The sequence below is a fragment of the Cuniculiplasma thermophilum genome (genome assembly GCF_052315355.1).
GTDB lineage: Archaea > Thermoplasmatota > Thermoplasmata > Thermoplasmatales > Thermoplasmataceae > Cuniculiplasma.
The window spans coordinates 1-14,548 of the sequence record NZ_JBLSDF010000014.1 but is presented as its reverse complement, the minus strand read 5'-3'; the positions used below and the strand labels follow the sequence as shown (position 1 = coordinate 14,548).

At 38.7% G+C, this 14,548-nt stretch carries 11 protein-coding genes and 2 pseudogenes; 8 read left to right on the top strand and 5 right to left on the bottom strand.

Going from position 1 to position 14,548, the window contains the following annotated elements:
* Nucleotides 1–71: 71 nt before the first annotated feature.
* Genes ACNF42_RS03520 through dnaG form a run of 5 tightly spaced genes read right to left on the bottom strand, consistent with a single transcriptional unit; the run spans nucleotide 72 to nucleotide 5,592 of the window.
* Nucleotides 72–1,190 carry a protein kinase domain-containing protein gene (locus ACNF42_RS03520; RefSeq protein ID WP_443339050.1) on the bottom strand — a complete coding sequence of 373 codons (1,119 nt, stop codon included), beginning with the start codon at nucleotides 1,188–1,190 and terminating at the stop codon, nucleotides 72–74.
* Nucleotides 1,190–1,927, bottom strand: coding sequence for a PP2C family serine/threonine-protein phosphatase (locus tag ACNF42_RS03515; RefSeq protein ID WP_443339048.1), 738 nt, complete (start codon nucleotides 1,925–1,927; stop codon nucleotides 1,190–1,192). The genes ACNF42_RS03520 and ACNF42_RS03515 overlap by 1 nt, the downstream gene beginning before the upstream one ends.
* Nucleotides 1,924–2,637 carry a vWA domain-containing protein gene (locus ACNF42_RS03510; RefSeq protein ID WP_443339046.1) on the bottom strand — a complete coding sequence of 238 codons (714 nt, stop codon included), beginning with the start codon at nucleotides 2,635–2,637 and terminating at the stop codon, nucleotides 1,924–1,926. Before ACNF42_RS03510 ends, ACNF42_RS03515 begins: the two co-directional genes overlap by 4 nt.
* Nucleotides 2,638–2,697: 60 nt before the next feature.
* The gene (locus tag ACNF42_RS03505) at nucleotides 2,698–4,146 is read right to left on the bottom strand and encodes an ATP-binding protein (RefSeq protein ID WP_443339113.1); all 1,449 of its coding nucleotides are present in this window, start codon (nucleotides 4,144–4,146) and stop codon (nucleotides 2,698–2,700) included.
* 30 nt (nucleotides 4,147–4,176) lie between these two features.
* Nucleotides 4,177–5,592, bottom strand: coding sequence for a DNA primase DnaG (gene dnaG, locus ACNF42_RS03500; protein WP_443339044.1), 1,416 nt, complete (start codon nucleotides 5,590–5,592; stop codon nucleotides 4,177–4,179).
* 398 nt (nucleotides 5,593–5,990) lie between these two features.
* On the opposite strand from dnaG, the gene ACNF42_RS03495 reads away from it, so the two are divergent.
* The 8 genes and pseudogenes from ACNF42_RS03495 to ACNF42_RS03460 all read left to right on the top strand — a co-directional run.
* Complete coding sequence (locus ACNF42_RS03495; RefSeq protein ID WP_443339042.1) at nucleotides 5,991–7,010, top strand: TIM barrel protein; 1,020 nt, start codon at nucleotides 5,991–5,993, stop codon at nucleotides 7,008–7,010.
* Nucleotides 7,007–7,300 (top strand): DUF5611 family protein, encoded by a 294-nt coding sequence (locus ACNF42_RS03490; RefSeq protein WP_443339040.1) that lies wholly within the window; start codon nucleotides 7,007–7,009, stop codon nucleotides 7,298–7,300. Before ACNF42_RS03495 ends, ACNF42_RS03490 begins: the two co-directional genes overlap by 4 nt.
* Nucleotides 7,301–8,059: 759 nt before the next feature.
* Nucleotides 8,060–8,458, top strand: a complete 399-nt coding sequence (locus tag ACNF42_RS03485; protein ID WP_443339037.1) for a hypothetical protein — start codon at nucleotides 8,060–8,062, stop codon at nucleotides 8,456–8,458.
* Nucleotides 8,459–8,494: 36 nt separating this feature from the next.
* Nucleotides 8,495–8,725 (top strand): hypothetical protein, encoded by a 231-nt coding sequence (locus ACNF42_RS03480; RefSeq protein WP_443339035.1) that lies wholly within the window; start codon nucleotides 8,495–8,497, stop codon nucleotides 8,723–8,725.
* A gap of 12 nt (nucleotides 8,726–8,737) precedes the next feature.
* On the top strand, nucleotides 8,738–9,412 hold the full coding sequence (locus tag ACNF42_RS03475) for a transposase (protein WP_443339033.1): 675 nt from the start codon (nucleotides 8,738–8,740) through the stop codon (nucleotides 9,410–9,412).
* A gap of 65 nt (nucleotides 9,413–9,477) precedes the next feature.
* Nucleotides 9,478–9,741: a winged helix-turn-helix domain-containing protein gene (locus ACNF42_RS03470; RefSeq protein ID WP_443339111.1), complete on the top strand. Its 264-nt coding sequence runs from the start codon at nucleotides 9,478–9,480 to the stop codon at nucleotides 9,739–9,741.
* Nucleotides 9,742–9,873: 132 nt separating this feature from the next.
* Nucleotides 9,874–10,473 (top strand): annotated as a pseudogene (locus ACNF42_RS03465) (transposase); the annotation flags it as partial.
* A 252-nt stretch (nucleotides 10,474–10,725) separates the two neighbouring features.
* Nucleotides 10,726–14,548: pseudogene (locus ACNF42_RS03460) on the top strand (hypothetical protein); the annotation flags it as partial.

Below are 14,548 nucleotides of genomic sequence, written 5' to 3'. Positions count from 1 at the left end.
GCATTATATTATTAACTTTATTAACCACATTCATAAGTTGCAAAAAATGCATTTATCAACTCATTTTAATACTACTTTACGCGACTGTCTCCTGTAACCTTGATGTCACGCCCATCAGGAAATGGGTCCTCAATATTCCATTCCTCCATCATCAAGCACCAGGGGCATAAATTCATATTATTTTCATAGTATATGTGAGTATTAGAATTATGGCATATATGGAAATCTTCATGTCTCAGCTCATATATTTTTTGAAGTGCCTTTCTCCATTCCGTAAAATCTGGTCTAACCATTGGGCTTTTCAGTCCATAGACAAAGGCCCTTATGAACAGGGGCTTGATGGGATCAGGAATGGTAAATTCAGAGGGTGAGCCAAACTGCCTTGTTCCATTTCCTCCAAAATAGGGCGAGTTCCCTTTCTTTATGTTATCTGTTTCAGTGTATTCCGGATTATCCTTGAAGATTCCCCTGAAGGGATGGTATCCCAGCATCAGAATCCTAAATATGAGTACCGCAAAGGAGAACCTCCATGATACATCATCCACATTTCCCATTTTATTCATGGATAGTCTCTCCGGTGCGGTATACTCTGGGTTACCTACAATTCTACCAAAATCATTTTCTCCCCTTATAATAAAGGAATCACAATCAATCAGGGCAACTCTCATATCCCTGTCCACTAAAATATTTGATGGACTCAGATCCGGAATGATATATCCCTTCTTCCAGATATCTTCCATTATGATACTCAAATTGAGGGCAATCATGAAGAGACTACTCCACAACCTGAGGCCGATCCAACCACTTTCCATTATGAGTTCAGTCCTTGTCTCTGTTGTGTATACATTTTCAAGCATCTGCATATCCTCAAATCTCTTCATGGTAAATCCAACAAAATTTTCAGGTTCGGGATGGCCTTCATAAAGTATGGATTCAGGCCATGCAAGTCCATCCATTCTTTCAGGAGGTTTGATAATCATCTTTCTTATCTTTTCCATTCTCAGTTTTCTTAATCTTTTATTTTCAAGGCTTCCATCCGCATATATTTTTGCAAATTTTTCAGGCTGGCCTATTACTTCGTATATTTCCCCTTCCCCGCCGGAGTGTATCTTCTCTCCAAGTCTTATAAAATTTGAAATCTCCCGTCCGTCTGGAAGGATTTTCCGAATGGTAAGCCTTCTTGCCTGCATCAATTTCCCTCACTGTAAAACATTATACCAAGTGTCTTGTCATCAGAGGAAACATTTCTGAATCTCTGGCTTTCAAGCATATCCTTAATATCGGCTGACATCTCCTCAGGTGATATATTTTCCTCTGTAAAGGAGGCCATAGTTTCAAAGAAATCCCTGAAAGGGTAAAATTTCGAATTTTTCTTTTCCATAATCGCATTCTGTATTCCGTCTGTGAAGGCGAATAACATATCATAATTTCTGAAGGTTCCAGTTCTTAAAAATTTCATATAGGAAGATGAGGTCAAAAAGACGGTTTCATTTGCATATTCGGTCACCAATGGTTCAGACAGAGTATAAAAATTATCTCCCCTCCTTCCCACAACTCCCCCATCGCCGATCTGGGCAATCCTTATCCTGTTTCCGTAGGATATAAGAACTATAAGCGTTGTGGCATAATCCCTGAATTCATATCCATCAAGTATTGCATAATGGGCTATGCTGTTTCTGGCATAGTTTACCATATTAATCAGGTTTACCCTCTCTGGAAATCTCCTTTCCCTTAGATATTCCATCACGGATCTTACTGCAACCCTGGAACCTGCGCCACCTCTCACCGCGCTGCCGGCACCATCCCCAAGCGCCATAATGGCACAATTATCAGTACTCATAAAGGATATGTAATCCTGGCATTCTGTATTGGAAGCGATATGGGAAGGTCCCCGAACACTTGATCCAGCAAGAATAAATTTTTTCATTTTGGAACTCTCTTCCCCCAGCTATCCGTTGGATCAAGTTTAATCTGTTCTGAAGTACTACTTCTCGATGTTGAGGCGATGCTTTTACTTAACCAGTCAAACATTTCACTAAATTTTTGTTCCTCCATCCTTATTGGTGGCTCCACAGATATTTCACCAAGCAGTTCCATGTCCGCATCATCTATTCCCACGGCGAAGAATAGAAACTTTCCATTTTTAACACCTTCGTGAACCTTATCCAATACAACCTTCCATTCCGTTTTCATCTGTTCATTCCCTTCTGGATGCATATCTGTTGGTGATCCATCAGTCATGAGCCAAATCCATGGCCTGAAATACTGAATTCCATTCTTACTGTATTCCAGTTTTCTCTCCTCTATTTTTGAAATCGCATAGAGGATGGCCTCACCCATTGAGGTCTTTCCCTTTGGTTCCATAATCAAGGCATTCTCGTCAACTATGTCAACCGTGGAGAATGGTAAAATCTGTTTAACATCATCATTGAAGGAAACCACAGAAATTTCAACTCTTTTTCTTGCAAGATCATCCTTTCTCAGGTCCTTCAAAAATTTTTTAAGCCCTTTCTTCAGCTCCATTGAAGGCTCTCCCTCCATAGACCCTGAATTATCCAGCACCAGTACGACAGGGCATTTTGGTTCTGAAGGATATCTTAAAGGAATCGCTGAGGATTCCAGTTTTTTCCTGAACATGTTATGATAAATTTAAAAGTGTATAATAATGTTTTTAGATATTTTTGGCAAGAAAATTCATCATCTATAGCCGTCTGCATATGGGAAAGAAGGTCCTCCATAATAACCAGACATTTTTTGTGAGGCTGTTGCTTCGCTGGATATGGCATTACCCATATTCCCATACACCTTTGCAATTTTTTCTTCGACTGGCATATATATTTTCAGGGCCTCTATTACATCTTCCTTTTCTATTAATTTGTGTTCCATGGAAACTGCAATATCTCCGGCTGCCCTTACAAGGCCTCCAAGTTCCCTCAGCCTTAAAGTAAGTGCGTTCTCCTTTCCATCCACAATCATAGCCCTTCTCTTTCCCTCCTCTATGATCAGGGAAGCTCCCTCAACCGTCATATGAGGTATCTTTCCATCGCTGTTAATTTCCTGAGATATGAACTGCAAATACCTGTAGGCATTTTTATCATTATAGGGCATGGTCACCTCCATTAAGACTTCATATCCGTTACCTGATATCCTTGATCTAAGTGGGCTCAATATCTGAGGAAGGTCCTGTATATTGCATGCAGCTACGAGAATAAAATCGGTTGGCACATTATCCACTCTAACGCTGGCTCCTGCACTTTGAGGGTTTCTTCCTGTAATTGGGAACTTCTTTTCCTGCATTGCCGTTAGTATTGATCTCTGAAGATCACCCAGATGTGTGATTTCGTCAATAAACAATACACCTTCGTGGGCTTCGTGAACTGCACCTGCAATAACCCTTTCATAGGGGCTGGTTCCGAGCTGCGGGTGACCACCATAGGGATCGTGCCTTACATCTCCAAGGAGTTCTGTTTCACTTGCACCTGTAGCTAGAATAAATGTATTCCTGTTTATGGGCACAATTACCTTGCTTGGGCTTTTCCGATCCATTTTCCTCTTTCTTTCAAGTGTACGTTCATCAAGCACTCTTATGAATTCATTGGCTCTTTCGTACTCAATTACCTCTTCCTTTTCCCCAACTTTTCTGGTTGTAGTTACTCTTTCAGAGTTATTCTGAACGCCAAGTGCCTGTCCAAGTACGTTAAACATATCGCCAAAGGGTCCCTGGTTTACATTTTGAACCTTGGATTGCCCACATCTTGGACATGTTGTTTCAGTATAATTGGAAATAAATCCGCATCGTGTGCATCTATAGCCAAGACGTTCTGACACATCTGGTGGTACTTCTTCAGGGCTCACAAGATACCCTTCCGCTGCGTTCATGTCTTCTTCCTCTTGTTCCACCTGAGCTCTGCTCTTTATTTCCACAAAAGGTCTCTCAGGGTATCGTGGATTATGTATTACTCTGACTTCGTGCTCAGGCTTTTGAATTAGGAAGGACATAGCCTGTGCAATCATGGATTTTCCAACTCCGGGTGGTCCAACCAAAAGAAGATTCCTTCTCTGTTTGGCTGCAACCATAGCTATTCTCACAGCCTCATCCTGACCTATGACCCTCTCAAGAGGATCAGAAGGTATTTTTACGTCCATTGTGGTTCTTATATTTTCAAATTTCAATTCTTACGCCTCTTCAAGTGGTACTACTTTCATGTCCTCTGGTTTTTTAGTAATATTTCCCTTCCTTATTCCGTATATCACTCTTGCCCCTTTTTTGTGACATATATCAACGAGTCTCTGGGAAATTACTCCACCTGTAAGAACATAGGAAATCTTATCCATATTTTCGATCTTCTCAGGTGCATCCGCAAGTGGAAAAGATCCTGCAGTTTTTCCGGTATCGTCAAAAACTTCAGTTTCTTTTGAATTCAGGAGATAATTCAGTTTTCTTCTTACGCTATCTGGATCCTCTAAGGAAAATTCCTTCTTTTTACTTTCCTGTTCTGTTTTAGCCTCATTTTTCAAAGGTTCCTCAACATCTCTTCTGGAGTTATCCTCTCTATTTTCCTCCACATGAGTGTCTTTTTGTGGAACCTTTTGATACTCCTTCTTTTCTCCATGTTCTTCCCTTGGATGCTGCTGTTCCCTCTGATGTTCGTGATGTTCTCTCTTTTCGTGATTTTCGTGGTTCTCTTCCTTCACTGAATCCTGCTTCTCTTTTTCAGTGGATTTATCGTTTCTTTCCTGATAATTCTTCAGGTCTTCATTCATACCTTTCATTGCCAGATACTGTTCTGTGGGTGTCTTATATCTCAAGGCTTTTACTATCTGTTTGTACGTTAATTCTTCCACTTCTGTTCCTGGTGGGGCTCTTGCAACGAAGTCAACTTCTGCAACCTGAAGCATCTCCTTCAGTATCAGGTCTCCTCCTCTGTCCCCATCTAAAAACACCGTTGTGGTCCTTTCCTTTGAAAGTTTTTGAACGGTTTTTGGAATATTAGTACCCTGTACCGCTATTGTATTTTTTATTCCATACTTCAAAAGGTTAAGAACATCATTCCTACCCTCAACAACTATCACGGCGTCAGAATCCTTTATGGCAGGTCCCGCCGGAAGTTTATCCTCTCCATAGGATATTATTTCCCCTCTTTCCACCTCTTCTCTTACAGATGCAATTATACTTTCGCTGACGGTTTTTCCAGACTCGGACATCTTCTTATAAAGTTGCTCAGCTCTTTCAATAACCTTCTTTCTTTTCTCCTGCCTCACATCTTCAACTTCTTCCACGTCGACCTTGGCTTTACACGGTCCTATTCTGTCTATAGTCTCCAAAGATGCGGCAAGAATTGAGGATTCAACCTGATCAAGACCTGATGGAATAAGTACAGTACCTTCTGTCCTGCCCTTCTTGCTATCTATCTCAACCTCTATCCTCCCTATCTTTCCACTCTTTTGAAGGTCTCTCAGATCGAGCTCTTCACCAAGAAGACCCTCAGTCTGACCAAAAATTGCGCCTACAACGTCTGGTTTTTCAACCACCCCATCTGCAATTATCTTTACCTTTATCAAATACTTCGTGATATTTGGATCTACATTCATTTATTTCACCTCTTGTTACTATGGGTCGAATTTTCATACCTTTCCAACTAACCCATTTTCCAAGCATCAAATATTAATTGCTTGTTCGTATTTAACTTTTTGAAAATTACGCCATATATTTTGCATAATGTCTTATATCCTGAACTCTCGAATCATTACCACCATTAATCTCTAATTTGTGGTTTTATCACTGGTTCATGGGCCGATGGAAAACATACTTGTATGAACGTGTACCATACTACGATCCAAAGATACGGAACACCAGCTACCATTACAGGTATGTGGGAAGGAAGGAAGACGGCAAGGCTAGGAAGGTAAAGAGTCTCATATGCATGTCGAAAACTTAAGTTTCATGGAAAAGTAATAAATGGTTGTTGAATATATCAGTCTGCTTAGTTATGATAAGGTATGGTATAGCTGGTATTCCTCTAACCGGAAAGGGGAGAACCTTCATAGATTCCGTTGAGGAGGCTTACAAACTAGGATTAAGTGCTCTCGAAGTTCAGCTGTTAAGGGTCAATTTCCAGCAAAATCCAGGCCTTGAATATTCTGGTATGAGACCAAGAGACAATGAAAACTCAATCATAATAGATGTTCTCAGACCCAATGAAGATGGCGACTATTCTAGCATAGGCACCGAGACAGTGATTCAGGACGAAGACATAGTTAAGGAACTTTTCTGGAACATGGCAAAGAATTATGATGAACTTGAGCTGGGCGGGGAATTAGCAAATGAGCTGGATATTCTCCTATCAATTCATAGCCCTTATTACATGGATATGCTGAACGGAGGAGAAATTGCTGAAAAATCAATAGATCACCTTAAGTGGGCTCTTATCATCGGTAAGGCCATGGGAGCAAAAAGGGCAATAAATCACACAGGTTTCTACGGAAAGACAAAAAAAGGAAGTTTAAAGGATGCAATGGAGGTATATCAGGCGATCAGCAGTGAAATGGGTCACGAAAAAGGTTTCCCCTACATAGGTGTGGAAACTTCAGGCAAACCTGAGATATTTGGTACAGCTGATGAAGTAATAGCACTTGCAAAGAAGAATAGTAACATAGAACCTATCTTAAATATGCCACATTATCATTCACTGACAGATGGAAGTCTACTCAATGCTAAGGATTTTGTTGACATCACTGAGCAGTTCAGGTTGTATGCAAAGGGGGATCTGTACGTTGAATTTTCCGGTGTGGAGCATGAAGGCAATGTAGAGACCAAATTAACAGCAATCAAGCATGGTGATCTCAAGTTTGAGACCTTTGCAGAAACACTTCTGGATTATCAAGATGATATAACAATCATCTCCTGTTCTCCACTTCTTGAACATGACGCTCAGTATATGGAAGCGATATTTGATAGAAACTTCATAAGGCGCCAGCAAAGAAAAAAAGAGAGAGGTAAGGAAAATTGAGAAACTATCCTGTTAAAAAAGGTTTTAAAACAGATACTGGAACAATATCAGCAAAGATTGAAAAGTATACAAGGGAAATGAATGTAAATGGAAATACGATTGTGTTTTCACTTCCAGGAATACCTAAAATCCTTATTGAGTGTGGAAGGAAAACGCTTGATGTTGAGACCGAAACTGACACATCATACAGTGATCCAATGAGTTCCCTGAAGACCTATAATAATCTAATAACCGAATTAACTGGTTATGACTCTAAGGAAAGAAAGAAGAGAATGTCAAAAATTGATTGATCTTCTCAGGTTTTCAAATTTAAAAATAGATTGTAAAAACCAATAAATTAAATGATATCCATTCACTGGAAAAAATTCATTCCCTGTTGGAAGTTTTCTAAAATCTATTTGATCTTTTATTTTCTCTTCAACTTTTTAGGATAATCTATAACTTATGATTGACTGAAGAACTATTCTGTTCTATCAGAAAAGGAAAGTTAGCGTCTACCATCTTTAAATATCTCGATATGTATACCCATCACGCGTGGCGTTTTAGGATCTCACACTAGTGCACATGAGACTGACATAAACAGGAGAGTATACAATAGCTATGCTTTATTATCAGATCGGAGAATGACGCCTAAAGGTAAGTCTTCAATACGATCGAAAATATGACAATAGATTCGGCAAGAATTAGGTATGAGCGATATTAGCCGAGGAAGATCATACTTACTGTCTTCTCCGAAAACACCTAGGTATTCATCATATTCAGTGATAATTTCCGAATAGTTAGGATGAGGGTATTACTGCTATTTGGATTGATTAATGCCTATAATGGCTGATATTCTATAATAATATTCATATACCATGTTTTCATAGGATACTTCTGGTTGCCGGAAAGCCCAGACACGGCTCTAGTGATAAATTCGAAATTCGGGAATGGAAAAAGAGACAGGGGTTTGAAACTTAAACTAAGAGCTTATTTAGGGATCAATCGATCTATTTTTCCGTAATAACCGTAAGGTCTTTTTTCGTTTGTGTGTTCCCTATAATCCGAACATGACAAGGAAGATCAATACAATCAACGGTAAAGAATACGAATATGATGTGTCAATGGTCTGGGATCCTGACCATAGAAAGAGGCACAAGGTCTCAAGGTATATTGGAAAGATTGTGAATGGAAAACCAGTTAGGGTCAGGGAGTTCGTCTCATTGAAGGGCATATATGAGATCGGTCACCTGGAGCTGGCATGGTCTCTCATGTCAGATGTGATCAGAACCCTCAGGAAAACATTCCCCGATGATCACATGAAGATCCTTGCACTGGCTTTCAACAGGGTCATATATCCAATGCCCCTGAACTCGGTGAAGTCATGGGTTGAGAAGACATATCTTGCCAAGATTGTGACAGAGATTTCGCCAAGGTCACTTTCATCCATGCTGAGGAGGATAGGTTAGGAAAGTGAAAAGCAGAAATCCATCTTCCGATCGCTCATGAATAAGAACGAGATCATAGAATACGATACATCATTACTCTTTTCATATTCTCCGGGAATAAGCATGGCTGAATTCGGCCACAACAACAGCTACGTGACGCTTCCAATGATCAAGGTGATCCTTGGCTTTTCGCGATCGAGAAACGAGCCATGCTACATCCGTTCTGATCCCGGATCTGTCCCGGATATCAATACACTGAGATCATCACAGAATGATGTCCCGCCTTGAACACTGTTTGTCATGGATAGAGGTTTCATTGACTATGACAATTTTGACACCATGGATACCGGCGGGATTTACTTCATCACACCAATGAAAAGGAACTCATGGATCATGGATTATTCCTGTGAAATGAAGGATTTCTTCATGTTCAGGAATCGTGCCATAAGAGATTCCGTAAAGAAAACCGGTAAATACGATCTGCATCTCTTTGAGGATCTCCTCATGAAGGCGTATAGGGAGAACGATTACTATGCAAGGATTTCAGAGGGTAAACGGATCGATTTCCTTCCGGAGAGGGCAGGGAAGATCGCAATACTCAACAATGCAGGCGAGAAGTCACAGAAAGTCTTTGAACTGTACAAGTTCAGGAATGATGTCGAAGAATCAATCGATGCGTTCAAGAATCTTCTCCGAACAGACACACCATACCTGAGGGATGATGATACCCTGCGAGGGTATCTCTTCGTTTCATTCATATCTCTCATTGCATACTACCGCATCCTGAGCCTGCTGAAGAAAAAGGGTATTAATGATCGGATAAGCGTGAAGGATGTGGTCCTTCAGCTGTCAAAGATCCATCTGACTGATGTGGGAAACAGATCAATATTGGCGGAGATACCAAAGAAGGCTCGTGAACTTGCAGAACTGCTAGGCATGGAACCAGATCTGTTCCCTGAAAGTGTTCTGAGTTAAGTTTGAAATGCTAAAGAAGAGTATGAAGAAACCCGTTATATCAGAGAAACTCGGGGTGAACCGCAATACTGTGTACAAACTGGTCAGTTAAACTGGAACAGAGTGGTGACTGGCATGACAGGAAGCAGCCAGGTTCAAAAAGTAAGCTGACAAGGGATCAGAAGGAGAAGCTGAAGAGAATAATAGACAGCGGCCCCAGGTCATATGGCTATGATACCGATCTGTGGACACTGAAGAGAATATCTGAAGTTATATCAAGAGAGTATAATGTTGATTACAACACTACACACATCTGGCGTGTGCTGAAAAACCTCGGTTATTCGGCATAGATTCCTCTTGCAACAGCCATGGAGAAGAATACCGAATACGTGAAGGAATGGCTTGAAAGGAATTACCAAAAATATGTGAAGGAGGCAAAGGAGAAGAATGCGACCATTCTGTTCTAGAATGAATCCGGCGTTCAAAGCAGGCCCAATGTAAGGAGGGTATGGTCACGGAAGGGAAAGAGACCAGTCATGAGGGTGAGGGATAAGATATCCATATCCTCTGTCGTATCTGTGGATGGCGATCTATATTTTGCCATAAAGGAGGGGGGCATGAACGAGGATGACATCCTCTCATTTCTGGATAAGCTTTGCTCCGAAATAGCGGGATTTCTTTACATATGCTGGGACACCATCATGATACACAGGAGCGGTAAGGTCAAGGAATACCTCGGCACGCACAATGATCAGCTAATTACAAGGTGCATACCTGCATATTCTCCTGAGATGAATCCCGATGAACTGGTATGGAATGCCTTGAAATATCAGGAGCTTCCAAATTTCTGCCCTGAAAGCATGGATGATCTGAAGAATGTTGTGACATCCACCATGAACAAACTGAAGAGCAACTCGGAAAGGCTAAAAAATATAATCAGAGGCTCAAGCCTTCCCTTACCACCCTTAAAAGGAAAAATCAAACGAAATAAGAATAAGAGGCAAGGTCCAGAAGTTCATCAACGATTCAGTTCCATACTTAAGTTAACACTTCAAAAAATAACTCTCAATGTCGTTTTCTAATATAATATAACAACGGTGCACTTGATATTCCAGAAGAGGAAACATCGAAATTAGACGTTTGATTTTGCAAGTGAATTCTGCATAACCTGATCAATCTGAACGGATAGACTACTTTTGTCTAAAAGTGCATCCCGAAAAAATCATTTTAATGAACAAATGCTGAGGAATTTATTAGGTTTTATTATGAAAGTTTTTTAGTTCGCATATTCCGATTAACAGAAGGTTTCATATATTAGGAAATGTTTTTTAGATATGTTTAAGATAAATAATCAGGTTCTAGTCGTTCTTATATTGATACTTTTCCTAGGAGCATCTTTTGCAGGTTTTGCATGGAGCAAATCAGTATCTACCACCCAAAATCCTAAAAATACATATGGGGGGTTAAAAAATTTTCCAGTAAATGTTGGACAGCAAACTAAACTTGGTATTAAAAATGTAAACATTTTGCATAATAGATTAGGCAAAGTTCCGATAAGAAATAATAAATTTATTATGGACAATCAAGGAAATAACTTTAATTCAAGAGTGTTTACAAATCTCAGCTCCTATTATGAGAAAAATTTCAACAGAACTATTTTGGGTATTGAATATATAATCTCAAACGACTCAAGTATATTATATGTTCCGGAGTTAGAAAATAGTAGTTATTCGTTTGTTTCCATATTTAATGGGAGTATTATTCATACTTTTTACATTAGGAATAACTTCATAAACAACATATTTAGTTTAAATAATGGATATCTCATAGCGGCCGAAAATTTTACAACAAATAATGTAGGAGTAAATGAATTTTATATCATAAATTTTAATGGTTATCAAAAAATCGCCCTAAAATCAATTAATGCGTCATTGGCATCCCCAATATCAACAATAGGTAATATAATATATATGGACTATAACTACAAAAACGATACTTATCTTTTGGCTTTCTATGAAAATGGTACATTAGATTGTAACCTCACAAAGATCGCAAAAATTCCAACTTATTTTGGGGTAAATGCTATAAGAATGAACGAGGGTATTCTATTCTTAGGCGGCTCCATTTATGAAAATGGAAGTATGTACTATGCCTTTGGATCAATTAACCTTTCAACAAATTCATTCACCTTGATCAAAAAATGGGATAGCTTCAGTAAACCAGATAACGAGTACCGGGAGGGAATTTGCCAAATGTTTCAATATGGTGGTAAAGTTTTCTTGATTGGAGACCGATTTTATTATTACACCACCGATAATGGCACAAATGCTTCATTTGCTTCTTTGGGTTATACCATGGGTGTTTTTAATACGACTTCGGGTAACTTTAGCTTTTATTCACCTCCGGTGCCAAATAGCTCATTATTTGGATATATTAGTAGTGATGGCAATCCACTCGTTGATAATTCCATTTTTTTGTATATGGAAGATTATAATCAAAATTATACTGAGATGAGTGAGTCATACAATTATGTGTATGAAATTCTATTAAATGTTAATACACTGAAATTTGAAAATATAACGAACAGATTCTCGCAGAATTTCCCATTAAGTGATGTTACATCATGGAAAGGAAATTTCTATATCTCGGCTTATTACGCAGGTATTTTAGGAAATCCAACTTTAGTTGAATATAACTTAACAACTGGAATGAAAAATATACCATCATTCATACTGTCTACAGGTTGTATGGATTATCCAAGTTACTGGAACTCACAAAGCATTCAGGGTGATGGAGGAATAATGACAGTTGGAGGGAACGGTTTTGCTTTTTACAATAAAACAGGTATTTACACAAATGGTGCCATCGAGAATAGCGGTTTCCTGATAAGTGTGGCATTTCAGAAAAATGAATTTTTGATGGTCGGACAAGATTATTTCCCCAAGGAAGGTATAATTGCCTATCTTTATTTTCCATCAAATAACACTGTTGATAATGTTACTTCCCTATTTTCCAAAGGTCTCTCAGAAAATGATACGCTATTTTCAGTCTCGCCAGCAAATGGTGGATTTATAGTTGAAGGAATAATGGAAACTACAACTAAAGATTTACCACTTTTATATTACTATAACATTACTTATAATAAAGTAACAAATCTTAGCTATGATTTTTCTCCTTGGCTTTCCGGCATTAACGGTGGTCAGACGGCATATTCTAATGGATACACATATATAGCATACAGATACCAGGGAGGGATTTGGGTTTCTTATTATCGCAATAATAGTATGAATATAAAAGGTGTTAATGTCACAGGGAATTTTAATCCACTTCAAGGTCAGTATTCTCCTTTCCGCCTCGATTTTATGGTGGCAAATGGAAGTAATTTATATATGTTCGGCTATACCGGCACAGATGATGATCAATTAGAAGAAATTGGATATAACGCATCTAATAATCTTATAATCACAGGGGGCACAATTACTAAAAATAATGGTATGAATTACCAGTACGCCATTCTTTATGATGGTAATGCTCTCATCTTGGGCTATGAATCAACATCCGGTGACACATTTGCAATCGAATATAAATCATACAATTCTAATTTTTCATTAACCTATTCAATGGTAGATAGTCATTTTGGGTCAATATTTAGCGCATCTGAATTCAACGGTAGTGTATTCATTAGTGCAGGCTCTTTCTCTGATCTATTATTTGGAATATGGGATTTAAATTTAAGTAATTTCAGTGTCAGAAATTATGTGGTCACATTCGAAGAAAAGGGATTACCTGTCGGCACATCATGGTCGGTTATTCTTAACGGCATTAATGAATCTTCAACATCCAGCACCATAACATTCACAGAACCAAATGGAACATACACATATAAAATTTCAACATCCAATCAAGAATATGTTCCTTCTGTATGTTCAGGATCGGTTGAGGTTAATGGTTCATCAGTTTCAAATCCCATCGATTTTGTAATAAAGAAATACGAAGTTTTTTTTAATGAAAGCGGTCTACCATCTGGTGTAATATGGTATGTCTATATTTCGGGCGGGGCTTCAGTCTATAACCCTGCTCCTGAAAATTTGAGCATATGCCTACCTGACGGAACATACACTTATACAGTATCTTCACAGGACAGTCAATATGTCCCAAATGCTAAATCCTCATCATTTACAGTAAATGGAAAGAGCATTTCAATATCACTTTATTTTGGTAAACCTTATACTGCAACATTCAAAGAGACAGGATTACCCTCAGGAACAACATGGTATGTGAATCTATCAAGTGGAATGGATTCAGGAGCAATAACAGGAACATCCTATTCATTATCACTTCCAAATGGAACATATCAATATAACATATTTTCAGCTGACCCTCAATATATCCCAAATATCACTTCATCATCATTCGCAGTAAATGGAACATGCATTTCAATATCACTGTATTTTGGTAAACCTTATACTGTAACATTCACAGAGACAGGATTACCAGGGAACTCAACATGGTATGTGAATCTATCCAGTGGAGAAATATTCTCATCATCAACAAACACAATAAAATTCACAGAACCCAACGGAACATACTCATACACAGTATTAAAATACGATCAATATTCCCCAAGCTTATATTCAGGATCAGTAACAGTCTCAGGTAAGTCTGTATCTGAATCCATTACATTCTCATTGGTAACATATACAGTAACATTCACAGAATCTAATCTACCATCAGGAACAAGATGGTATGTGAATCTATCCAGTGGAATGGATTCAGGTCCAATAACAGGATCATCCTATTCCATATCTTTACCAAATGGAACATACACATACACAATAGCAACATCAGATCATGAATATGCTCCTGTTTCATATTCAGGATCAGTAACAGTCTCAGGTAATTCTGCATCTGAATCAATTACATTCTCACAGGTAACATATACAGTGACATTCACAGAGAATGGATTGCCTTCTGGTGTTAGATGGTACATCAATGTTACTGGTTTATATCCATCTAACAATCCAGCACCTGAGGGTATAGAACTGTATTTACCAAATGGAACCTATCACTATACTGTATCTACAGCTGATCCTCAATATATCCCAAATATAGCTTCATCATCATTCACCCTAGATGGAAATAACATTTCAATATCAG

Excerpts from the sequence above, each read along its gene's own strand:
- ACNF42_RS03480 (WP_443339035.1), top strand. The coding sequence starts at position 8,495 with ATGAATAAGAACGAGATCATAGAATACGATACATCATTACTCTTTTCA.
- ACNF42_RS03505 (WP_443339113.1), bottom strand. The coding sequence starts at position 4,146 with ATGGACGTAAAAATACCTTCTGATCCTCTTGAGAGGGTCATAGGTCAG.
- ACNF42_RS03495 (WP_443339042.1), top strand. The coding sequence starts at position 5,991 with ATGATAAGGTATGGTATAGCTGGTATTCCTCTAACCGGAAAGGGGAGA.
- ACNF42_RS03515 (WP_443339048.1), bottom strand. The coding sequence starts at position 1,927 with ATGAAAAAATTTATTCTTGCTGGATCAAGTGTTCGGGGACCTTCCCAT.
- ACNF42_RS03485 (WP_443339037.1), top strand. The coding sequence starts at position 8,060 with ATGACAAGGAAGATCAATACAATCAACGGTAAAGAATACGAATATGAT.
- ACNF42_RS03475 (WP_443339033.1), top strand. The coding sequence starts at position 8,738 with ATGGATAGAGGTTTCATTGACTATGACAATTTTGACACCATGGATACC.
- ACNF42_RS03510 (WP_443339046.1), bottom strand. The coding sequence starts at position 2,637 with ATGTTCAGGAAAAAACTGGAATCCTCAGCGATTCCTTTAAGATATCCT.
- dnaG (WP_443339044.1), bottom strand. The coding sequence starts at position 5,592 with ATGAATGTAGATCCAAATATCACGAAGTATTTGATAAAGGTAAAGATA.
- ACNF42_RS03520 (WP_443339050.1), bottom strand. The coding sequence starts at position 1,190 with ATGCAGGCAAGAAGGCTTACCATTCGGAAAATCCTTCCAGACGGACGG.